The following is a 23,770-nucleotide window of genomic DNA, read 5'->3' as shown; positions in this document are numbered from 1 at the left end:
TATGACAGACGAATCAGGTACCCCCCGTTCCTCACCGCGGCGCCTGGGTGCCGCGTTTCTGGGTCTGTTGCACAGTCATGTCGAGCTGCTGGGCATTGAGCTGCAAGAGCAGAAGGCGCGCACGGTCAGCCTGTTGTTGTTTGCCGGCCTGGCACTCGTGTTCGGGCTTCTGCTGTTGATCGGGCTGTCGGCGCTGGTCATGATTTTGCTATGGGACAGTTACCGCATCCCGGGCATCATCGGGCTTTGTCTGTTTTATACGCTGGCCGCTGTTTTTTGCGGGCTGCGCCTCAAAGCCGCGGTGTTCGATGAATCATCTCCTTTCAACGCCACGCTTGAAGAGCTGGCCAAAGACCGCGAGCGTTTGCTGCCATGAGCCTGCCTGAACTGCCAAAAAACGCCTCACGCCAGGAATTGCGTAAAACACTGATTCGCTTGCGCATGGAAATGCATCGCCAGGAGATTCGTCATGAATCCCAACAGTTGCTGCAGCCCTTGCAAAAAATGCGCGGGATGACCAGCAACTGGCAGGAAACCCTTGGAATCAAGCACGCTCCCCTGTGGGGAGTCGGGATTGTGACCTTGCTTGGTTTTCTGACAGGCAGAGGCGCCAAAAGTAAAAACGCCGAAGGTGCTTCCCGCTGGATAGGCCTGACCACAGGTTTGATACCGCTGATCAAGATGGTTATCCAGGCATCGCGCAAGCCTTGAGCGGCGCAACCACCCTCCTTCATTCTGCAGGACGGGGCTTGCCCCTCTTGCAGCATCCGGCCTGAAGCGAGAAGCTGCGCCATTAGTCATTAACGGAGCACTGCGCCTTGGATTGGCAAACCCTGCTTAATCGCGAACGCTTGGGAAAACCTCATCACAGCCCCGAAGAGCTCGGGCGCAGCCCTTTCCACAAAGATCACGACCGGATTATCTTTTCTGGGGCATTTCGTCGCCTGGGACGCAAGACTCAAGTCCACCCGGTCAACAGTAACGATCATATCCATACCCGCCTCACCCACTCACTCGAAGTCAGCTGTGTCGGTCGTTCACTGGGCATGCGCGTGGGTGAAACAATCCGTAGCGCCTTGCCTGAATGGTGCGATCCGGCCGACCTGGGCATGGTGGTGCAATCGGCCTGCCTGGCCCATGACATTGGTAACCCGCCCTTCGGTCACTCCGGAGAGGATGCCATTCGCAACTGGTTTGAACAGGCAGCCAAACGTGGCTGGCTGGACGACATGAGTGACGTTGAGCGCAATGATTTCTTGAGTTTCGAAGGCAACGCCCAGGGTTTTCGCGTGCTGACGCAGCTGGAATATCACCAGTTTGATGGCGGTACGCGCCTGACCCACGCAACGCTGGGCACCTTCCTCAAGTACCCCTGGACTGCGCGCCACGCTGACTCGCTGGGTTACAAGAAGCACAAGTTCGGGTGCTACCAGAGCGAGCTGCACCTGCTCGAAGGAATCGCCCAAAAACTGGGCCTGCCCCAGATAGAAGACCAGCGTTGGGCGCGCCATCCGTTGGTCTACCTGATGGAGGCGGCCGATGACATTTGCTACGCGCTGATCGACCTTGAAGATGGCCTGGAGATGGACCTGCTGCAGTACGCTGAAGTCGAGTCCCTGCTGTTGGATCTGGTGGGTGATGACTTGCCTGAAACCTACCGCCTGCTGGGCCCCGGTGATTCCCGGCGACGCAAGCTGGCCATACTGCGTGGCAAGGCAATCGAGCATCTGACCAACGCTGCCGCCCAGGCCTTTGTCGAGCAACAGGATGCGCTGTTGGCAGGCACTCTGCCGGGGGACCTGGTCGAGCACATGCACGGCCCGGCCAAGCGCTGTGTACTGGATGCCAAGGACATGGCGCGCAAGAAAATCTTTCAGGACAAACGCAAGACCCTGCATGAAATCGGCGCCTATACCTCTCTGGAAATCCTGCTCAATGCCTTTTGTGGCGCTGCACTGGAGCAGCATGGAGGACGAGTCCCATCATTCAAAAATCGTCGCATTCTCGACTTGTTGGGCAATAACGCACCCGATCCGCACTGGCCACTCCATCGCTCTTTCATGCGCATCATCGATTTTATCGCCGGTATGACCGATAGCTATGCCACCGAAATGGCACGGGCAATGACGGGCCAATCCAGCCCGGGCTGATACTCTTGTTGCCCGCCCTTTTACAAAGGGAGGGCATTCATCCTTCCGGACTGATCGTTTCTACCGCCTGCAGGCGCCCATAAACTTTCAGCCCAATCAAAAAAACAACAACCCGAATATAAGAAACACACATAAAACGTTATGTAGACACAAAGAAGCTATACGTAGGATTATTCCCATGAAAGTGCAAACTTCTTAACCAACACTTTAAACTCACGACTCCAAATACGACTAAAACGCTCCACCATTTCAAACAAAGCGTGAGTCCACGCCTGATTTATCGTAGGAAAATTCCCATACTACGCTTGTAGGCATATCGATTCGTGCTCACGCTCTTATATCTGAGCTAAGGTGCGCGCTTTCTATGAATTAGTTTATGGGAGCGTTAATATGAACACCGTTTTTATTGTCGACGACCATCCGGTTATCCGGCTGGCCATTCGGATGTTGTTAGAACATGAAGGTTATGAAATAGTCGGAGAAACCGACAATGGCGTAGATGCAATGCAAATGATCCGGGAATGCGTACCAGACCTGATAATTCTCGATATCAGCATTCCCAAACTCGATGGCCTGGAAGTGTTATCACGGTTCAACACAATGAATTCAACACTTAAGACACTGGTCCTTACAGCTCAGTCCCCCAAGCTTTTTGCCATGCGCTGCATGCAATCCGGTGCTGCGGGCTACGTGTGCAAGCAAGAGGAACTGAGTGAACTTGTCAGTGCAATAAAAGCTGTATTTTCCGGCTACAATTACTTCCCAAGCCAAGCATTGACTCCTGAAAAAAATGAAACTGACAACTTCTCCGAAATTGAGCTTTTCAAACAAGTTAACGATCGGGAGCTCATGGTTCTAAAACTGTTTGCACAAGGTAAAACAAACAAGGAAATCGCCACCGGCATGTTCCTCAGCAACAAAACGGTGAGCACTTACAAAAAAAGGCTCATGCAAAAATTAAAAGCCAATTCTCTCGTAGACCTTATCGAACTGGCCAAACGTAACGCCCTGGTGTGAGAAATAGGATGCCCACGCGGTTAAACAAGTATTTATCACTGTTCGCAGGGTTGATCCTGTGTACATCAGTGTTCGCCGAGCCACCCCGCACTGAAACCTTTTCATTGCTCAGCCGCTCGGGCTCCTATCAGATGGACGTCCCGCTGAATAAAGCACAGCGCTATTGGCTACAGAACAACCCCGAACTTCTGGTGGGTACCTCCACCGCAGACTACCCGCCCTTCGACATAACCGACAGCGGTCAGGACTACGAAGGTTTCACCGCCGATTACGTTGGCATTCTGGCCAAAGCCCTCAACGTTTCGATAAAAGTTCAGCGTTTTGCTTCCAGAGACGCTGCCATCAAGGCACTTGAAGAGGGACGGATCGACCTGCTCGGCACTTCAAATGGCTTCGAAGCCGCCAACCAGAACCTGTTGCTTTCCACTCCATACGCCATTGATCAGTCCGTACTGGTCACCCGGGAGGGAGAAACTCGCTCTCCCAAGGACTGGCAGGCTTGCGCCTGAGCATGGTCTACCACTACTTGCCACTCAATGAGGTCAAGGCGCTTTACCCCAAGGCAATCATTCAGTCTTACCCTTCCTATCAAAACGCTATAAACGCTGTGGCTTTCGATCAGGCCGATGTATTTCTGGGGGATACGGTATCGACCCACTACATGATCAACAAGGGGTATCTGAAGAACATCAAAATGGCCAATTTTGGCAAGCACGAGGCCCACGGTTTCAGTTTTGCCGTACGCCGTGACAACCTCGAGCTGCTCGACATCATCAATGCCACACTCAATGCCGTGCCCAACAGCGAACAAGAAAAAATTGCCAAACGCTGGAGCGCAGGCAGTGACATTTTACTCTCCGATCAAAAACTGCAACTGACAAAGGTGGAAGAACGCTGGCTGGCGCAGCACCCTGTGGTCAAGGTAGTCGTCAACGAGACCCTGGTGCCACTGACTTTCTTTAACGCCAACGGAAATTTCAGAGGCATTACTGCCGATCTGCTGGAGATGATTCGCTTGCGCACAGGGCTGCGCTTCGAGATACAGCGCGCGCAGAGCTTCAGATCCATGATCCGGATGATCAATCAACACGAAGTCGACATCATCGCCGCCATCAGCCCGTCGGTATCCCGGGAGGACACCCTCAACTTCAGTCGTCCCTACCTCGTAAACTCATTTGTCCTGCTCACAGCAAAAGGCTATGAACAACCCGCAAGCCTTGAGCAGCTGTCGGGTAAAAAACTGGCCTTGACCCAAGGCAACCCCCTGACCGAATACCTGCGCAGTGAATACCCACAGATAAACCTGATTGAAACCGAGGATATCCATGGCGCCACAGAACTTCTGGCCGAAGGCCAAGTGCAAGGTGCGGTCAGCACTCTGGTGATTGCCAATTATTTGCTGGGTTCCGAGCTGTTTCAGGACCGTTTGCAAATCAGCGCCACCATCGGCACCCAACCCGCCACTTTTTCCCTCGCTACGGCACGAGATGCCACCGAACTGGGCTCAATCCTCAACAAGGCACTGTTGAGCATTGCTCCAGATGAGCTGGGCATTATCAACAGCCGCTGGCGTGGGTACATTCCGGCATCGGACAGTTACTGGCGCAATTATCACCGCCTGATCTACCAGATCATCATTGGCACAAGCCTTTTACTGATGCTGTCACTGGTCTGGAATGCCTATATGCGGCGTCAGATCCGCCAACGAAAAATGGCTGAACGTGCACTCAATGATCAGTTCGAGTTCATGCGGGCGCTGGTCGATGGCACGCCTCACCCGATTTATGTGCGTGATCGAGAAGGCATTCTTAAAACCTGTAATAACAGCTATCTGGAAGCTTTTTCGGCCAAGCGAGAAGAAATCATAGGCAAAACGGTGATGCAAACCTGCAGCCTCTTGAACAACACGTATGATCTGGAGCGTTGCAGGCGTTAGATTGTTGTGATACTTAAACACTAGATGTTACTGAATGGGAGTTATAGGCAGCAGAAGAACCTTCATGCAATCCAGACAGACTGGGAACTGAATGATTGGTCGACGGAGGGGTGAAAGATGGAGATTGTGTGGGGCACCAAGGATCTCTTGATCGCCGGACAACCTTATCAGGGGTTTCCGATTCTGCTGTGGGACTCCATGGAAAGCTGCAGCCAGGCCAATCAGTTCTTCCGGTACTACCTACTTAGAGGGGAAATCGGATCAAAACAATCCTGGCCGAGTACAGGGCGGGCGCTTTACGACTACTTCAGCTTCCTGCAGGCCCATGAGCTTGATTGGCGGAACGTAGATCGTGGTGAGGCCAAGAGCCTTGTCGCTGCCTACCGGGACTACTGCTTGGTGACGTGCGAGCTGGGACGCAACACTACTCGCCAGAGATTGACGTACATCTGCAAATTCTACGAATTCGCTCTACAGAAAGGCTGGGTGACGCGTCTGCCGTTTGGCCATGAAGAGCGCACGGTAAAACGTGAGACCAGTTTCCTTGAGCACATCGATTCCAGTGGGGGCAAAGCCTTGGTGAACGATGTGATGCCACGCTGTTACAAATCCCTTCCAAAGTTCCTCAGCATGGCTCAGACCAAGTCGCTTCTGAAAGCAGCAGACAATCCACACCACCGGATCATGATTCAACTGGCGCTGCGCACAGGCCTACGGCGTAACGAACTTGCTACTTTCCCATTGGCATACGTTTTCGACCCGGACAAGGCTGGGCGAAACGAGCGCAATCTTCGAGTTCTGCTTGATCCGTACGATGGCAGCGGCATGGAGACCAAAGGTAGCAAGGAGCGTCAGATTTGGGTCAGCCGCAAGTTCATGTCCGAGCTCTACCGCTACGTGTCTAAGGTGCGTGGCGAACGGGCGTCTCTGGGCAAGAACCAAAAAGCACTGCTCCTCAACCATCTTGGAAAGCCCTATGGTAGCGCCGGCAAGAGCCTGAACCGGATCATCAGCAAGATTGGGAAGCTAGCTGGAATTGAAGTCCATACGCACATGCTGCGTCACACTTACGCAACCCATACGTTGGTCAACCTTCAGCGCGACCCGCAGAACGGGCTCGATCCCTTGGTGTTCCTGCAGCGCCAACTTGGCCACGGCTCAATTCAGACCACTATAGTGTACCTGCACCTGATCAATGAAATGGCCGATAAGGCCGTGTTTGCCTATGACGACGAGTTAAATCAGATGGCAGAAGCAGCCTAATGGGGAAGCGCAAGGCATTTACCAAGACTGACATCAGCGTTCCGCAAGTCGAGCATAGTATCGACAGACAGGGCAACGTGGTCATCCTGCCCGAGGTCATCCCTCCAACGAACACTGTGGTTGCGTTCGAGCGCAACACTTCCAACAGTCGAAACTTCGATTTTGCGCAATGGTACGGTGTTGGAACGGACGCCATTACATATGCCTGTCAGCGTCAAATTGAGCGTTTCGTAGCGGGGCAAGATGGCGCTCCCTCAGTTGCTACCGTGGCGAGTTATTGCAGCACTGGATTAGCAAATTTCCTTGACTACTGCGCTCTCCAGGCGCTGGCTTTCGAGCGTTACGTAACGGTAAATGATGTACACAGAAGCCTAATCGACGGATTTCTTGTTCACCTATCTGGACAGGGTGCAGCAACTACCACCCGAAAAACCTATTACTCAAAAACCAAAGCGGTGCTTGTCGCCCTCGCAAAGCGCGGCATCATCCCATTTGTCGCATCTGGCGATGAGGCTACCTTTCCCCGCAACCCATTTCCGAACTACAACCGCAAGGTCAAGGGCGAAACAGCTCTATCCAAGCGTGAGCGACAGCAGTTTGCAGCGGCATTGCGGCAGGCCACTAAGCCCATTTGGAGCAATGGCATAACGCTTACAAGCGACCTATTGGTGTACGCCCTACTGGTCGTAGCTCTTCACACTGGACGTAATGCCACTCCATTGCTGGAAATGGTTCGCAATTGCTTGCGCCCACATCCTAAAGACGACACCGTATTCTTGGTGCTGTGGAAACGCCGTGGCTATAACACTAGCAAGGTGGCTCTGCAGGTTGAGTCGAAAGCAGAGCGTGTGGTGGAGGCCATGCCCACCGTTAGAATTAATGTGGAACGTTTGATTCGTCGAGTCATGATGTTGACCGAGGCATTGGACTCAGAAGCTCCGGACGATCTAAAGGGACGTGTATGGCTGTACCGAGTCCAGGCTACGATTGCAGGCAAAGTCACAGCGTTGACATCTGCGTCATTGGACAGAAGCATAGGCCGCCTTGTATCCGAATATGACCTCAAAGATAGTGACGGAAAGCCACTGCGCATCAATATCTCCCGTCTGCGAAAAACTTTTGCGAACCGCATCTTTGATTTAACTGATGGAGATCTTGCAACTACTGCCTCTGCTCTTGGTAACACCCCACGCGTAGCCGATCAAAACTACCTCGCGCCCAACGAGAATGCCCGTCGAAACTGGCAATTCATGGGAGAGGTACTTGTGCAGGAACTGCTAACAGCGACCATCGGCGCAACCTATAAGGACAGTCCCCTCGGTCGCTGCGGCGATCCAGTGAATGGCCAGTTTGCCCCGAAACGTGAGGGCGCGACTTGCATGAACTTTATGAACTGCCTGCGTTGTGAGCACTACGCAGTGACCGCGGAAGACCTGTACAAGCTCTTCAGCTTCTATTTCCGAGTGCTGACTGAGCGCTCTCGAATGGACAAGCGTCGGTGGGCACGTGAATACGCCCACATCCCGCGTTTGATTGATCATTATATCGTTCCTGAAGGGCTACACCGTCGCGCCTTCACACCTGCAGCCGTGGATGCAGCTCGTGAGTGCGCCCGTACCCAACCACACCCATTCTGGTCAGTTGACCTGATTACCAGCTTGGAGGTCTTTGGTGATTAACAATATCTCGAAAGAGCTACAGTTCTCAGGCATCACCGCCCAGCCAGGGGACGTGCGTGGGCTCGCCGCATCAGAGCGCGACAAGCTGATCATCAATGCAACGCAGGTCGACGGACAATGGATTATTGTCAGCCGCTACGGTGACGACATTTGGCAGCTACACGGAATGCCCAGTAACGTTGCGGCCAGCAGGAGGAAGCTGAATTTCGTCATTGTGCCAAAGCCATTTCGGGCGCCGATGAAGGCGATACTTTATCGCTACATGAGGCGAGGTCGCCTAGATGGTATTCAGCCTAAGGGCGCGACGATTCGTCGATATTTCGATGATGTAATCCCATTTTTGAGGCATCTACATACGCTTGGGCTCAATGATTTAGGGGAGGTTACGCCCATAATCGCAGCAACCTACGTAGCGGCCTGCAAGGCCCACAGGATCGCAAAATCTCACAAACCGCTGAAGTCAGAAACTCTTGTGGCGCGTTATTCCGCCGTAGAAGCAATTTATGAGCTAAGCCAGTACACGGACGAAAGGATGCCTGAGCATCCATGGCCAGAAACCTCCGCAAGAGCCATGGCCGGGGCTATCGGTCTACCCTGTGGAGGAAAAACGCCACTAATCCCCGATGACGTTTTCTGCACTTTATTCGAACAGGCTAATCAACAGGTGGAGCGCGGAAAGCTATTGCTCGACCTGCGCGATGGTCTTGAGGCGGTAGCAGCGGAGCGTCAACATCTAAAAATCAGGGCTTTGTACGACGCAAAAAATCGGTATTTGAACTCCATGGGATGGAAAGGTGGGGTGACGTCTTTCAGTAAGGCACTTTTAGACCTGCGCACACCATGCTATATCGTCCTTGCTAGCACCTCAGGTTGCCGGAATCACGAACTGACCAACTTGCAATCGGGAGCGCACCGCCGCACTGAGGATGATGAGGGGACGATCTACCACTGGATGCGTTCTAAGTCAGAGAAGACTGATGAAGGGTTCCATGACTGGATGATTCCAGAGGCCGCAGTGCGCGCTATCCGCGTTATGGAGCGCTGGGCTGCGCCATATCAAGCGATGATCGCCAACGAAATTATCCAGCGACGTCGCACTAACCCGCAGGATCCAGAGATTGCTGAAGCTCACAAACATCGTAATTCTCTTTTCCTGGGCGCTGAGTGCAACCAAGCCCGCACACTGAGCAACAACGGCTGGGATGGTCTCTTAAAAGAATTCGCCCAACAATGCGGATTATCCTGGAGGCTCGCAAGCCACCAATTTCGCCGAAAATTCGCGAACTATTCCGCACACAGCCGCTTTGGCGACCTGCGCTATCTCAAGGAACATTTCGCTCACTGTTCGCTGGATATGACCCTGGGTTATGCCATGGATGCAAGCTGGGGACAGCACTTGGATCTTGAACTGTATATGGAAATCGAGGGAGAGCTGGAAGATATCAAGCTCGGCGTCGTCGACAACTGGATGGGCTATGAGTCCTTGGCCGGGGGCTACGGGCGCGCCATCAAGGGATGGCAGCGGGAACCGAAAAACCTGCTGATCTTCAAGGATCACGCGTCGATGCTGAAGTCTATTTCTGAGAGCACAGCTATTCGCAGCAATGGCCATGCTTGGTGTACAGCAGACAACGACGATTGCGTCGGAAATACCCTTGAGCGAACCCGCTGTGATGGCTGCGACCACTCAGTGATCGGAAGCGCCCACGCGCCTATCTATCAGCGACTCTACGATGATCTGAAGGGGTTGCTGCATTGCAAAGACATTGGCGAGGGAGGTCGCCAACGCGTTGAGCGCGACCTAAATCGCTGTCGAGACGTATTGGTGCAGTTGGGTGTGGCTCCGGAGGCTCTGACCACATGAAGATCAAAGACAAAACAGCCAACTACAAGCCTGCGGTAGATCGAGAAAAGGATCTCAAACTGGCCATCTCCCGGATCGAGAAAGGACGTGGTCATACCAAGGAAGCCAAAGTGACCATCGCTGCCGTCGCCAGAGAGGCCGGAGTGTCGACCGCGCTGATCCATAATTACTATCCGGCAATCGCAGAGATAATACGAGAGAAGCAGGGTCGATCCAGCCGAGCCATGCGGGATGTCAAACATCAAGATCTTATCGCCGAGCGCCAAAAGTCTGCAGGGTACCGTCAAGAGATTGAGGAGCTCAGAGCCAAGCTCGCTAGCATTGCATCCATAAATGAGGTGCTGCTGGAGGAGAACTGTTTGCTCAAGGTCAAGCTGAAAGACCGGAACGTAGTTGGACTGGGTTTATCCCAACCGCGCAGTAGGTCTCATGACGCGTGAGCTCCCACAATTTTACGAAAGTCGTGAGCTGACCCTTCACTTCAGCGATGAGCTGCCACCGCTTTTCTGCCAGTGCCCAACGGGATCGTCGGAAAATTTCGGTGCGTTGATCAGTGTGTCGAAATCAGCATGCGCATTAGGTGTTTTCAAAGCGGGCTCTCGCAACAGTTACGTCTGTGTCGGAGGCTATCATGCGCACACTTAATCGCTTGGTGCTGGTGTAGATGCAGCTACCCATGTCCCGATTAGCGTATTACGTATTAAAGGCTAGGAGCTTACGCGAAGAAGCGATAGCTTCGCTATGGGTGAGTTGACTCGTTGATGGCTGCGTGTGACGACTGGCCGAAATTGAATCCTCGCTAAAACTAACTATGTAAGGCGTCAATATGTCACGAATGGGTGAGTTTTTACTCTCGGTCTGCGATGAGAGAGATGAGATTTTGGTGTTGATTGAAGAAAGAAAAGACATTGATCCGAGAATATTTTGCGGTTATGGATCTAATACAGCACCATCTGAAGAGTTTAACTCTTTTTATCCGCATGCATATGGTTACGCACTTTTTTTGGTTGAACTAAATAACGCACTGGAAGTGGCATATGCGAATACAGGTCGGAGGCATAAGCGTCTGGCCTGTGCAATGGCCTATTCGCATGCAGTGACTCTTCTTGAGGCATTCATTGCTGAGTCTCTGATCTCGCTCGTGCAGCGACACAAATCATTTATCGGTGGATTGGCAAAATATTATGATGCTTCGGTGCCTAAAATGACTTTAAGTCAAGCCTGGTCTCTGTCGAACGGCGTTGAAGGTAGATTAACCGAGCTCTTACGTAGTGATGTATTTCATAATCCTGAAAAAATCAAAAAAATATTTAGCGCGATGTTTGAGGGGGGCGAGAATGAGTTGAGTGTTGCAAATATGCTTCCGATCATTGAACGTCGTCACGATATTGTACATCGGAACAGCGTAAGTCTTTTCGGAGAAACAATTGTTGTCGATCTTCAGATGCTAGAGTGTGATTTGAAAGAAATCAAACAGTTTGCCGGAGAGCTCAAGCGCAGAATGACTCGTGGTGTAAATAATGCGCTTCGACAGGTGTGAGGTTTAGGTGACTTTATAGTTCAACTGACGATGTTCGATTGATGACAAAACTAAGTGATGTTGGTTTGAGTAAAGAGGGGCCCACGGGCCCATCTTTATTTCGTAAGGAAGAAAAAATATTTGAAAATAGCCCCGTCGCTTTTAATTCAAATGTCTTATTCCTTGAGGATGAGTAGTCTTCCTTGGCTACACCTCTTTTAATGGCTCCATCGAAACTACAGCGGTATGAGGGGTGACAAAATCGTCCCGTAGCTGAAATGCAACCGACGAGCCAGCGTATACAAGGGCATCTAAAATCCCTATAACAGCGACTCGAATTTTTTCAGTTTTCTTTAATCTATGTAGATCTTCAAATAATAATCGCGACAGTATGGCGTCAAGATGCCAGCAGATATTGGTGTCTGTGACAAGTGCCTCACCTAAACCGCTACCATATTTATTTGTGATTAAAACCAACGCACCTGGCAATGAATTTTCACCAATCTTGAACAGATACTCGGCGTAGCATCCTAGTAGAAAAGATGATTTTTTGCACTTTAGAAAATGGTCATCGATATCAGCTGAATGCTTATCAAGTTTCGACCAGGTGCGAACGCCTTCATGCCAGTCTATATTAAAGAACGAGTGGCTTAAAAGTTCTTTGCCACCTGTGCGCTCTGTGTCGACATCCTCTAGCCAGGCTGACTCGCGGATTGCAATCGTAAACTCCTTCCAGACATCCCAAAAAGTGGAAAGTCCTCCTTGTTTGTCATATGAAATTATTAGGGAAAGTAGAAGTTTTGCGCCTTCTTTTGGGCCTCGCTTTACTTCGTTGATTATTGGCGTGATTATTAGAGTAGCCTGTTTGGAGTCGCATCTGACAAGGAAGTCACTTAGTGTGTGTTCGCAGTCAAACTCAAATTCATAGTTTTGCTTTTCTTCATGATTTCGTCTTTCCTTTCTAGTCATCCCCCATTTTTTGGCGAGGTCTGCTGCGATTTGAGAAAAGACAACAATTGCTAGGTTTTCAGATGGGCTGGCATGATAAATTTTAATTAGCGCTGCAACTAATTGCTGGTCTGGCATCTCGTAAAATCTTAGCCCGTTAAAATCTGGCATACCCTCGAACCATTTACGATTAACGTCTGCACGTACGTGGCTCAGGACATATCTCCAGTGCGAGACCATTCCTCCTCGAGCGTTCCATGGTTTTTTGGATTCGATCTTAATTATTTCATGCCATCTGTTTTTTTGTTGTATTAAAATGTTAAGGCAGAGCTTAGTGAGGCCTGCGTTTCTGCCTATTACATGCGTCGCCACCCCTTCTAGGGTTGCCAACCTTACCGTTTCATTGAAGTGTAGGAGTCCATTCATGAGCGAGTGAATAGTACTAGCGTTTTCCATATCTCTTGAGGCTATGAGCGCTAACACGGTCGCGCATGAACCACTTCCATTAGAGGGGTGCTTGGCATGAAGCTCTATAGAGTTATCCCCCAGGAGCGGCTTTTCAATGAGGTTAGAAACAGTATCTAGACACCACTCGCGATCTGTGTCGACCATTTCTTCCCAATAATCGCGGATACAAATAGCTGCAATAACATTAGGCGCCTCCTGTAGAAAACCATTTCCATCTAGGCCTTCGGGGAACTCCATCAAGATTTGTTGTGCATCGGCAAGTCGTTTCGGCCACTCTTTGGCCTCCTCCTGATGTTGAGGGTTACGATTGAACTGTTGATTTGACCAATTGCTCAGCGAGATGTGTTCGAGGAACCGTAGGTTTCTAGGGGCAGCTTCGTCAATCACGAGTTGTATATCTTTTTCAAGTGGCTTCATGCCTAGCTGTATCATACCGTCGTCTGTTATGTTTCTTACTTCATATTCCCGCTGATCCATACGGCTCATAGATAGTCGCCAAACTTTATCATCATTCTCTTGAAGGTCTGGTGCGGGAAGCTCGGCTTTATGTCGATCTAGAATTTTGAATACGTCTTCTCTTTTGTCTGTTAGCTGGAGATTAAGTGCGAGATCCTCTAGATGTTTAGCTCTGTGAGGAAGCCTATTCGACGCTAATCTTTCTTGCTGGAGGTGCTTGTCTTCTGCGCTGAAGCCTCCCATGGCTAGACTAAAATTTTCATTTGTACATCTAGCAATATCAAGTGCGAAAAAATCTCTGCATCCCAATACACTGAGTGCGGCATCGCCGGATGTTTTAGGCTGCGCAATACAAACGCTTGCAACTACGGATACTAATGCAGCATTGTTTGTGTTGTCTAGTAACCATTCCAGTGTGGTATGTAGGAAGGGTTGTACGCTGGGTATAACTCCAAGTTCAAGCAGCCATTTTTCAAGCGCCATTAAGGCGCATTGTAGGACGCCCGGCATCACAGAGTTTCCTCGGTACGCAACCCAAAGCTTCCCGTTGCAATAGATTTCCCGTGAAGATCCATTCGCGAATGTCAGGGGTACTGTTTCCAACGGGTCAAGATAATCATTGTTTTTGCTCGCTTCGCTATAATGAACTGTGGCTTCATTAACCAGTTCAGTAATGTAGCGAATCGCTCTGGACGGATGTGCTCTTAGAAGGAATAGGAATGGGCCTTGGTCTGCGGATGGATTCGATAGTCTATATTGATACGTCTCGTTTATTCCAAAAGCCGACTCGATAGAGTTGTAAGAACTAGGTCTTCCAAAAATACCCAAATCGTCGTCTTCTTTTTCATCCTTTTTCCAAAACTCTGTAAATAATGCTATTGTCTCATTCGGGTAATCACGGCATACCGCAAATGAGCGCCATGGTTTCAGCAACGCTTTGATGAATGTTTCCGCATCGTCGTCATCAGACTTGAGAGTTAATGCTCGAGCAACCAGATTTTTGAATAGTGAGTCGGCTGACTTTGGGAACTTAATTAACAGTTCTATTGCTCTTTGTTTTTCAGTTTCCCTACCATAGCCACCCCTCACCACTGGTAAAAGTTTTTCCACAAGCTGGCCTGCTGCTTCAGCTCCGGGAGGATACGGGGTAATCCAGCTAATACCACTAGACCAATCCTCCACAAGGCTTAGTACAAGGCTGTAGGAGTTTGAAGGATAATCGTCCCACCTTTTAATGAGGAACCCAATAAGAGTCGGCCACGCGCTTCCAGATGGAATACGGAAACTCACATGAGTGTTTTTATCTCTGGCAACTAAAGGTGAAACTGTTTTGCACGCAACTCTAACCAGGTTAATTGCACGCTTCAAAAGTATTGCATTGTCGGCAAAAAGGAATTTGCCAAATGCATCTAAAAAATTTTCTGCCTGCGAAGACTGAAAAACAGATATAAGGGTATCGTCTTTGAAATGTTCAGCAATGTCCGCGTCTGTTGTTACTTGCGTCAGGAAGTCAGTAGTTTCATCGGGATTGGTTTCGAGCATCTCGTGCAACCATTTACGGTACGCTCGCCTCAGCGCCGGGTAACTATCGATGGCATCTGTTAGCTGATGTGCATTTCCTTCGTTTTTTACAAATTGGTTATTAAGCCATTCGATAAGAGCCCAGTCCTCGAACACGTCGTGAGCGGGTGCGAAGCGTTGACCGCTTGAATCAACAACGATTAAGCTGTCCACAGCTAACGCGTTCAGCGCTATAATATCTTGAATAGATTCCACATATGGTTGCAACGATTTTGCGCGTGTCAGGGATATTTCGGTAAGTGTAACTGCTCGGCGATTTGGTAAACCATCCTTAGCCTGTTCACTTCGTTTCACAACTTGGTTCCATAGATGTTCGCGAAGTGCTCGTTCTGTTTTTGGAAGCGGTTGGCCTTGCGGCCAATTTGTTTCTGCTACCCTTGCCAGGATGAATGGGCTTCTAAGTAGAGCTCTGAGTGATGGATTGTTCAGCAGCGGTAACAAGTGTGGAAATGAATTTTTTGCCTCGTCCAATTCGAAATTATTGAGCGGTGGTACGATTACTCTTTTATAGCTGACGCCTGTTCTCGCCAACAGGGATTGCTCAACTGTATCTACGTGGTAGTCGCGACAAGTAATAAATAACTTAATATCAGGATTGTCGATCGCAGTGTTTATCAAGTCGATGAATGCACCGCGCTCTTCGCCTTCGAGAAGACGCTCTAATCCATCAATAAAACAAATCTTTGCTCCTGGTTTCTGAGCGTCTACCAATGCGATCCACGTTAGTTTTACCTGGGAATTTGCTAGTACCTGATCAATGTGCGGGAACTTTAGTTCCTCTGCGGCGAAGGCAATCACCTCGTTCGTTTGGCTTTGTGAAAGTACGTATTTTTTGGCGAGGACAGATTTTCCGCTACCTGCCGCTCCGGCAATCAATATAACCTTGGCCGAAGTGGATGCCTCATCGAGGGTTTTGTCTAAGTCGGATCTTGCAAAAACCAACCCCTTCGCTCCGTTGTCTGAAACGCGCTTGAACACAATATTCGAGTGTTCATACATCGCTCTGATTCCGGCACTACTAGCTTCTTCTTTTTCTCCTTTTAACTCCATCGATAGCGTCGACAGCTGATGTTGAATTGAGCTGAACCCAGCTTGAATCAGCGCTGCGGTGCCAGGATCTCGTATATCTGCCTGTATGCTAGCTGATAAAAATGTAACTGCAGTGAATACCATATCCACAGCCAAGGCTTGATTCTCACCTGAGGTGTCCATGTAACTGTCGATCAGGAAATCACGGTCACTGGCAATTTCATCAGCCGAAATTATTTTGGAGGCCGCCAGTTTTTTCAATGTATTGGATATTTTTTTAGAGGATAGCCACTCGCGTACATGTGGTTTTGAAAATGATTCAGGGCGGACGATCACGGAGGCGGTAGCAGTGAGCGCTTTTGTCCAAAATGGGTCGCTTGCATCTGCAGCGCCTAGTCTTTTAAGCGCGCCGTCTAGCAGCCTATCGGTATGAGAATCTTGTGCGGTTTCCGGATTTTTTCCCGCTATTCGTTCAGCGTTGAGTTTTCTCGCAAATGGCAACTTGGATAAAGCTATTGACAGGGCAGCCTTTACTGCAGCCATGGAAAACATATCAAATCCTTATGTTCACTGATAACGGGAAAAGTCCAGTGCAAAGCGATTATGAGACACCGGCGTTACGAGGCATCAGTATCGCTCCGCTGCTATCACTACCGCGAGCATCCTGTAGGTAATCTATTCAATTTTTACTGATCGGTTCCAGCGCCATGTGCGTGTTGTCGCCGACCTCTTCGATGCTCGTTCCTCAATCCAGAACGTTAATCCAATGGTGGTGAGCTCGGGGCAAGCTAATTTTCATCGATCTTTGATAGAGGGGATGGGAGCAGTCCGAATAGGCACAATGATCACGTCGTGTAAGAGTAAGCGTCCGGTTAAGTCGCCTTGACGTAAGGGAAGGGAGGTAACGGCGCTGACGCAAGCGTGAGCAGCGGCCATATCTTCATCCAGTTTTTGGACTTGAAGCGGTCTTGGTAGATCTTTTTTTTCTCCGTGGCAAACCTCCCCGCTAGCCTGATAACCAAGCCAAATAGATCATCAAGTCCCAGCGGTGCTTCGATCTCGCATGAACCTTCCTCTCGTAGTCTTACGGCTACCGCCGTTGCGGTTTCCGGCCAGTAGCGCATTGCGTCGGTCGTAGAAAGGTACGGTTCATCACCATTCTGAATATGCATTCTGGCTTTGTTTTTTACAGACCACATTACGGTCGGATCTAGCCTCATGAGGAAGGTCTCCAGAGCTTCATCTTCCTCTGGGGTGCAACGCCTGGCATCAAACCACATGACGTCGACATCTGTTGAGACCGGATACGAACTGCGACCGTGCAAATAGTCCCAAACCGCGTTTCGGACAAAACCTGCTCCTATCCAGCAGTCTGGCAAATTGAGGGAGCGCACCATTTCAAGTAGTCGCCACCGAACGGGGTCATCTGAAATAATCGCTTGGATTATCGAAATATCGTCCACTCAGAATTTCCCTTATTGAAGCTAGGCAGGCATTCACCGATGCGGCAGCAGTTGTCCGATCTCACTCGCCCGCTGTATCGGCAGCCGGGGCAGCACATTTTTAAGATAGGCATACGGATCATGTCCGGTAAGCGTCCGCCTAACATGTCTTGCTTGATGATCAGCCTTCATCTGGAAGCAAGAAGTCTACCTCGTAGATACCTCGAGCCGCGCGGATGGTCACTGGGTGTCTGATCGGCCTGAATGGCGTTGATTGGGTGTAAATGGGTGTGTAAATGGTGGTAAGGCACTTAGGTGCCTCACCAGTACAGGGTCGAAGCTCTTTCTTCCCGAACAGTAGATACGCGTCGGAGGTAGTTAAAAGTTACTCGGGGTCACTTGTCCGGCTTCCCTGAGGGGCATGCGCCGAATCCGGCATCCCGTTCAAGTCGTCTCGTATCGTAGTCTCCCCATGATACCCAAGCCTAATCTGAATATTGGGCATGAAACATCCCTGGCTCCTGGCTAACCTCCACATAGTTTCCGGCGCTGAGGAGCTATTTAAACTCCTAATTACCATCAGCTTCAAATTTTCAAGTAATGGCGTCTTTTAGAGCCATCATAAAGTCCTTCAGCGACTCATCACTGTCATCGAGATCGTCAACTCTTGTATCTATTCGAATGGCTATGTCCTTGATAATCGGGTTCAAGCTCGTGACCAGCTCAATGAGTTCAAGCCGCTCAAACGCAAGTTCTGTGTAGGTGAAAGTTCCTTCGTCCGATATGGCTGTATATCGGAGATAGTGCAAATTCTCGGTGGCTATATGTATGAACCTTATATGTTTGTTGTATTGGAAGGACTCGCTATTAGGGTTGATGATGAGGTGGGATATATTAGGCCTGTCGATACTTGAGCTTTTTGTGTAGTTGCAGTCAATGCACGCATAGGTAAGATTGTCCATGTCGAAAATGAATTCTGGATTTTTGGTCTTGCCTTTGATGTGCTCAATATGCCATGACATGCCGTGTTGGCCCATTACTCTTTTACAGTATGCGCAACGCCCGGAAATTTTGCTTTTAAGCCGGCTTTTTACTATTTCTTTAAGTTTGTTTATGCTCTCGCATTCGCGTGCGCTGATCTTTGTTTCTTTTTTATCTGATTTAAGAGCGCCATCAGCTTTTGAAAAGACACTCCATGCCTGGCTGGCGGTGATAGAGCCAGCGGCAATATATTTTTCCAAGCGTTCTAATACTTTAATAGATGTTGGATCAGCTAGCTTTTTCATTTGCTCTTCGTGCGCTCCTGTCCTGAATTAATTGAATGGCCTCTTTGATCGTGGCTTTTTTGTCAGGTTGGAGGTTGTCGGTATCTCTTAGTTCTTCAAGTGCTTTCATACTTGTTTCGCTTGGCGCAGGCGAAGTGGCATCTAATACTAACTCAGCGATGCGAATATCGATAGCTTTTGAGTTGTACGTTGGCGTGTGAAAATGTAGTAGGGTCAAATCATCACAGCTCCGTACATCATCAGCATCGATGATTTTAAAGTCTTCTGTAATGGCTTCTCTATTTTTTGTATTAGGTGCGCTTTTAAGTACGAATATTGCGTCAGTTCGGCTGCTTTTTGCTGCTTCCGACACAAGGACGGGTGAGTGAGTGGCGATTACCACGTGGTAATTTTTGTACGGGCGTAGCATTTGCAAAAGATTTTTATGGAACTCCATTTGCCATTGCATATGTAGGCTTATCTCAGGCTCATCTATAAGGATGAGTGCATATGGGCTTGCATGGCTGATAATCTTGAGACCAAGCGCAATAAGATTTCGCTCGCCCGAACTTAAAGTTTCGAACTCATGGAGCCCAGATTTGTCTCTCAAATAAAGAGTAACATTTGGACGTGTTTGTAGATAAAGAATAAGTAAATTTGCGTCTGCGGTATTTAATTCTCTGAATCTCAGCCCGCCTTTGAGCAGATTAGTTAGTTTTCTGCGTTTCGCTAGGCTGAATCTTTCATTGAATTGCTCAGGCTTGATTCGCCTCTTGTCAATCGTGGATGAGAGGGTTTCTGCCTTCAGGTCATCAGTGTCTCCGAGGTCTATGTCAAACTTTTTACCAAGAGTTTTTTCAAGTTCTAACAGGTACTTGTAACGACCCTTGGCCACAGCTTCGACAACTAAGATTACCATTTGCCTGCTCAGTGCAGAGAAAAAAATGGCGTTGCCAGAGTTTCGCAGTCCTAGATACTGTCTCAGTCGACCGTCTGTGAACTTAAATCTATCACTGACAGCGTTCGTTATGCACAATGTTGCTGAGAGGCTGCTTTCGGTTTGATTTTCATAGTGTTCGCATATTTCAGCTAGTAGTCTACTTTTGCCTGAGCCGTTGTCGCCAATTACATAGGATATTTTTGGATCCTTATTTTCCTCAATTGAGTTGTCGATCATTCCTGTTAGTTGATCAATTAAATTTGTCATAAGATTAATCATTCTTTCGTAGTAGTAAAATTTCGTCGATTATTATTCAGAGCTCAGTAACGGAATTTTTGCTCTGAGGTTTGGTTCTTGACAGCAGTAATTGTAAGTAAGTCAAGGAGGATTTGGCAGTGCTTCTCATGAATAAATTAGCTTTAGGGCAGAGCGTAAGGGAGCAGAACGGCGCATCGGAAACCTGATCAGCAGCACCCATCTCGCGTGGTACCTCTGCTAGCAGACAGATCGATATGGGGGGAACAGGTGGGCAAGATGGCCACACCTCAACAACGATAGAGATCCAAAATGTACCCACCACCAACTCTCGACGACGCCTGCTTTGTGCTTCAGCAACTGGACAGCATCCCACGCCCGTATGGCGATAATGAAGGTGACGCCATCAATAGCGATAGCGTGTACTACGCGCTGCAACCCCACCACCGGCAGGTTGTGGATCACGCATACACAGTAGTGTGTTCATACACCCGAGAGCCTGGCGGGATGGAAGCGAACACGAGAGCCGTGAACGCACTGACCCGTCGGGGCTATTCAACCTATTTGGGGCCCGATCAGTACGATGTATATCGCCTGGTCGGAACGGCGGAGACCGAACACTGGTGCCTGATCATCTCCGATCCTTGCTCTAGTAACGCTGACGATGACTATTAGTCCTCGGGGGTAACCGTCAGAGTCGATCCGTCCGGCAGGCGATAGCTTGCCGTGACGACAATCCCTTGGCGTTTACGCTCTTTCTCCTCCTGTTTCATCATCTCCCTGCAGATCTTGCGAGTCGTTAGTTCTGAGATCGTTATCTTGGGATCACCTTCCCGATCTATCACTTCCATGATCTTGTCTGTCGCGATATTGGCACTTATCCAGGGCGTCAGCGTTAAAAGAGGCCCTGTGCCGCGAAGGCTGTAGTAGAGCTCGGCGACCCTCTTTTTGCCCAAGTTCACTTGGGCTGCGTTCGAGTGCTTTTTCCGGGCATTGGCTTTGGCTTTCCTGGTGTTCGCAATTGTGTCGAACCGCTGCATGATGAAATCTGACGCCTTACGCATCCCGAGCAGATAGTTCGCGTCAATCAGGTAGGAGTACGCGACGTCAACTTTGTCGGCCTCCGCAGCTTTCTCGGCCTGTATTAGCAGGCCGCAGATGGCATAGACCGATGCCTGGGTTTGCTGGGGTGTTTCAAGGGTGTCAGCGATGTGATCCGACACACTCTTACCTTCAAGGTGTACCACCGAGTCCAGGATCAGGAGGAAGAGATCGTCACCTGGTTGCTCGTAGCCGTTCAGCAAGGGAATGGTGATGCGTTCAAGCACCATTTTCATGAAGCTCTGCAGCTGTGCCTCACCTCCATTTTCCTGAGCAGCCATGATTTGATTCAGAAATGATGGAAGACGAGGTCGCAAGTGATTGATGAATTCGGATAGCGCCAAGGCCCATAGACGCTGTAGCTCGGTATCAAAGGAACGTGCAGGCCGCCCTCCATGCAACAGCAGCTGTTTACCCGCATAGGCCGGCAGAACGTGCTCGTGCACAATCTGAAAGAGGTTGGCAATTTCTTCCCTCTGCAGCCGGATAACATCCGTGCCATTCACCTTGTTCTGCAGTACCTGGATTTGACGAAACGTCTCCTCCAATCCAGCTTCGAGTGATCCGCTTTTAAAGTTGAGTTCCATCCTGCGCTCCGAGGGCGGTTGTGATCGCACTGGAGTTTACTCGATGGCCTACTGATATCACATGCCCCCTGTATAATGGCCTCAATCCATTAGGGTGGTATTGCAGCGTAGAAAAAACGGGGCCGTTGCCCTCGACGGGGGCCGCTGGGAAAGAAGCACAGTCAGGATCAGCTACGCTTAGCCAGTTATGCGATGACTGCGAAACGCTTATCCAGGCGCCGGTTCCGCCGCAGGTCATTGATAAGGGCATCCCGACCGCCGGGTTGCTGGCCCACGTCATGATCGCCAAGTTTGCCGACCATCTGCCGCTGTACCGTCAGGAATCGATTTTCGGTCGTGCCGGCTTGGCAATTCCACTTTCAACCTTGGCTCAATGGGTTTGCATGACTGGCGTGCAGTTAAAGCCTCTGGTCGACGCACTGCGCGACGTAGTGCTTGGGCAGCAAGTCATCCACGCCGATGAAACACCCGTACAGATGCTTGCTCCCGGTTCGAAGAAAATCCACCGTTCTTATGTTTGGGCCTATGCCACCAGCCAGTTCTCGGACTTGGCAGCGGTGGTTTATGGGCAACGCTGCGAGCTTAGCGCTGATGATCATTTGCACCGTTTCGTCACGCAGTAACCTGCTGGTCAGCTCACGGTATTCGCCACGCGTAACCACACCATAAACGGCGTAATTGTCTTTTACGTAGAGGTCGGTTATTCCCACCCGCAAATGACCATATTTTTCTACGTCATCGGGGTAGATGTCCTCTAGGCTGAGGTATCCCATGCCGAACTCCTAGCTAAGAATTTACTCGCTAAATAGTACTGTCTGTATTCTCCACAATGCTCAAAGACGCCACAGATAGCGTGTAACAACATTAAAATCGGCCCTTCGCGCCAGCGCCTACAAAAACCAGCCAACAGCAGGCGATATAGTGTGCGCATGATAACCTCGGCTCAGACATCACTGTTCTGAGAACCCATCTTGAGCACAGCCACCGTACCCAGCGATTTCAACACACTGATCAATGCACCAAAATTTTCGGACGACCCGGTTGGTCGGCGTCAAATGAAGCGGTGGCAGCTCATCGCGGAAGACATCTACAAAAGCACTTCCACAGAGACGTTGCTCGAAGCTAGAGGCAGAGCTGAAGGCTACATCCATGGCCTTGTGGACGCTGGGCATCTGTCGACGATAGATACCGACCGTGACTACCTAATTTTGAGCATTGTCCAACGGAGGCGTGAGTTTTTGCAGAAACTGCTGAACGAATTTGGCTATTAAACCAAGGCGAGCTATGAGTCCATCCGATGGAAAAATGAGTTTCACCGGATAGCGGCAATTTGTAGCGCTCCGCACATCTAATTCGGAGCGCTGCTGATCAAAACCGTAATAGCAATCCAGCGATCATCAACGGCTATGCAGTCATACCGCCATTACGCCAGAGATCAAGTATTCAATCTTATGATTTGAGACGTTCACATGCTCGAAGCAACTCAAGAAAACTACGTCGCCCACCGCCGCGCTTGAAGCTACCAACGAGGTAGTTTCCCTCCCCCGTTTCCAAAAGCCAGAAACGCCCTTCTTTCCATGCTCTTTGAATTTTCGTCGTGAAAATGATTCCGCCATTGGCTGTTCGATGAGCTTCGCCTTCCTGAAGGTGATCGAAGAATACACCAAGGCACCTGTCTTCTATGATCACCACATCGCTGATAAAAGCCGTAATAGCTACGGTGTATTTTCGAAGACTCGCCTGTACAAGACGACTCAGTTGAAAGTCACTGAGATACTTACTATGAAATTCGACTTCGATGATTTCAGGCACCCGAAAAATCCTTAAGAAATCGGCTCAAATAATCACCCGAATATCTTTGAGCGACGGAACGTCGATAAGACGGCCTGGCGCATCGGTATATGCCTTTTCGTCTTCAATGTTGTGAAGGTAAACCCGACTTCCTGTTGAGTCATATCCGACCAGTAACCCCGAAAGCCCCTCCATAATCCACTTACCGGTTTTGTTCATCCACCCCGGCGAGACGACCTGAATGTCCGCAACAACGAACTCACTGGTTTGTTGGGAAAGTATTTCTTCAAGCATGTCGACGTCACTAATCATCATGGTGCGTGGCCATACCTTGCCATCCAAACGCTCTTCAAGGACGACGTGATACCAAGGATGAGCCAAGTGGCGTTCAAACATCCGCCAGTTCGAATACCCATCCCCAAAGATATTAGGGGTACCGTCGGCAGCGGTTTCATGACTTCTAAACATTTCACATTCCC

Annotated in this window: 17 protein-coding genes and 3 pseudogenes; 12 read left to right on the top strand and 8 right to left on the bottom strand. The window is 49.7% G+C overall.

Annotated features, from left to right (window positions below):
• The first annotated feature begins 1 nt into the window (after position 1).
• The 10 genes and pseudogenes from VSQ83_RS06480 to VSQ83_RS06435 all read left to right on the top strand — a co-directional run bounded on the left by VSQ83_RS06480 (position 2) and on the right by VSQ83_RS06435 (position 11,449).
• Positions 2-376, top strand: coding sequence for a phage holin family protein (locus VSQ83_RS06480; RefSeq protein WP_133077854.1), 375 nt, complete (start codon positions 2-4; stop codon positions 374-376).
• The gene (locus VSQ83_RS06475) at positions 373-711 is read left to right on the top strand and encodes a hypothetical protein (RefSeq protein ID WP_133077855.1); all 339 of its coding nucleotides are present in this window, start codon (positions 373-375) and stop codon (positions 709-711) included. Before VSQ83_RS06480 ends, VSQ83_RS06475 begins: the two co-directional genes overlap by 4 nt.
• 107 nt (positions 712-818) lie before the next feature.
• Positions 819-2,150 (top strand): deoxyguanosinetriphosphate triphosphohydrolase, encoded by a 1,332-nt coding sequence (locus VSQ83_RS06470; protein WP_219262498.1) that lies wholly within the window; start codon positions 819-821, stop codon positions 2,148-2,150.
• Between the two features lie 390 nt (positions 2,151-2,540).
• Positions 2,541-3,167, top strand: a complete 627-nt coding sequence (locus VSQ83_RS06465; protein ID WP_219262499.1) for a response regulator transcription factor — start codon at positions 2,541-2,543, stop codon at positions 3,165-3,167.
• An 8-nt stretch (positions 3,168-3,175) separates the two neighbouring features.
• Positions 3,176-5,073 (top strand): annotated as a pseudogene (locus VSQ83_RS06460) (transporter substrate-binding domain-containing protein); the annotation flags it as partial.
• Positions 5,074-5,220: 147 nt separating this feature from the next.
• Positions 5,221-6,366 (top strand): tyrosine-type recombinase/integrase, encoded by a 1,146-nt coding sequence (locus tag VSQ83_RS06455; RefSeq protein WP_326425766.1) that lies wholly within the window; start codon positions 5,221-5,223, stop codon positions 6,364-6,366.
• Positions 6,366-8,045, top strand: coding sequence for a hypothetical protein (locus tag VSQ83_RS06450; RefSeq protein WP_326425764.1), 1,680 nt, complete (start codon positions 6,366-6,368; stop codon positions 8,043-8,045). Before VSQ83_RS06455 ends, VSQ83_RS06450 begins: the two co-directional genes overlap by 1 nt.
• Entirely contained in the window at positions 8,038-9,909 is a 1,872-nt protein-coding gene (locus VSQ83_RS06445) for an integrase (protein WP_326425762.1), read from the top strand. Before VSQ83_RS06450 ends, VSQ83_RS06445 begins: the two co-directional genes overlap by 8 nt.
• Positions 9,906-10,349: a TetR family transcriptional regulator gene (locus VSQ83_RS06440; RefSeq protein ID WP_326425760.1), complete on the top strand. Its 444-nt coding sequence runs from the start codon at positions 9,906-9,908 to the stop codon at positions 10,347-10,349. The genes VSQ83_RS06445 and VSQ83_RS06440 overlap by 4 nt, the downstream gene beginning before the upstream one ends.
• Positions 10,350-10,735: 386 nt before the next feature.
• Positions 10,736-11,449 (top strand): hypothetical protein, encoded by a 714-nt coding sequence (locus tag VSQ83_RS06435; protein ID WP_326425758.1) that lies wholly within the window; start codon positions 10,736-10,738, stop codon positions 11,447-11,449.
• 186 nt (positions 11,450-11,635) lie between these two features.
• Here VSQ83_RS06435 and VSQ83_RS06430 read toward each other — a convergent pair whose 3' ends face one another.
• The 6 genes and pseudogenes from VSQ83_RS06430 to VSQ83_RS06405 form a co-directional block, all read right to left on the bottom strand.
• Positions 11,636-16,462 (bottom strand): ATP-binding protein, encoded by a 4,827-nt coding sequence (locus VSQ83_RS06430; RefSeq protein WP_326425756.1) that lies wholly within the window; start codon positions 16,460-16,462, stop codon positions 11,636-11,638.
• Between the two features lie 320 nt (positions 16,463-16,782).
• On the bottom strand, positions 16,783-17,373 hold the full coding sequence (locus tag VSQ83_RS06425) for a nucleotidyltransferase family protein (RefSeq protein WP_326425754.1): 591 nt from the start codon (positions 17,371-17,373) through the stop codon (positions 16,783-16,785).
• A gap of 33 nt (positions 17,374-17,406) precedes the next feature.
• Positions 17,407-17,505, bottom strand: a pseudogene (locus tag VSQ83_RS06420) (transposase domain-containing protein); the annotation flags it as partial.
• Between the two features lie 440 nt (positions 17,506-17,945).
• On the bottom strand, positions 17,946-18,638 hold the full coding sequence (locus VSQ83_RS06415; protein ID WP_326425752.1) for an HNH endonuclease: 693 nt from the start codon (positions 18,636-18,638) through the stop codon (positions 17,946-17,948).
• Positions 18,622-19,824 (bottom strand): AAA family ATPase, encoded by a 1,203-nt coding sequence (locus tag VSQ83_RS06410; RefSeq protein WP_326425750.1) that lies wholly within the window; start codon positions 19,822-19,824, stop codon positions 18,622-18,624. Before VSQ83_RS06410 ends, VSQ83_RS06415 begins: the two co-directional genes overlap by 17 nt.
• A gap of 659 nt (positions 19,825-20,483) precedes the next feature.
• Positions 20,484-21,500 carry a hypothetical protein gene (locus VSQ83_RS06405; protein ID WP_326425748.1) on the bottom strand — a complete coding sequence of 339 codons (1,017 nt, stop codon included), beginning with the start codon at positions 21,498-21,500 and terminating at the stop codon, positions 20,484-20,486.
• A 188-nt stretch (positions 21,501-21,688) separates the two neighbouring features.
• Here VSQ83_RS06405 and VSQ83_RS06400 point away from each other — a divergent pair.
• Positions 21,689-22,066, top strand: a pseudogene (locus tag VSQ83_RS06400) (IS66 family transposase); the annotation flags it as partial.
• A gap of 405 nt (positions 22,067-22,471) precedes the next feature.
• Complete coding sequence (locus VSQ83_RS06395; RefSeq protein WP_326425746.1) at positions 22,472-22,771, top strand: hypothetical protein; 300 nt, start codon at positions 22,472-22,474, stop codon at positions 22,769-22,771.
• 178 nt (positions 22,772-22,949) lie between these two features.
• On the opposite strand, the gene VSQ83_RS06390 is transcribed toward VSQ83_RS06395, so the two are convergent.
• Positions 22,950-23,312, bottom strand: coding sequence for a hypothetical protein (locus tag VSQ83_RS06390; RefSeq protein WP_326425744.1), 363 nt, complete (start codon positions 23,310-23,312; stop codon positions 22,950-22,952).
• 24 nt (positions 23,313-23,336) lie between these two features.
• The gene (locus tag VSQ83_RS06385; protein WP_326425742.1) at positions 23,337-23,759 is read right to left on the bottom strand and encodes a hypothetical protein; all 423 of its coding nucleotides are present in this window, start codon (positions 23,757-23,759) and stop codon (positions 23,337-23,339) included.
• Positions 23,760-23,770: the final 11 nt, after the last annotated feature.

Origin of the sequence: Pseudomonas sp. DSV-1 (assembly GCF_035830915.1) — a bacterium.
Classification (GTDB): domain Bacteria; phylum Pseudomonadota; class Gammaproteobacteria; order Pseudomonadales; family Pseudomonadaceae; genus Aquipseudomonas.
The sequence above is the reverse complement of the archived record's forward strand: the minus strand, read 5'-3'. Positions and strand labels throughout refer to the sequence as shown.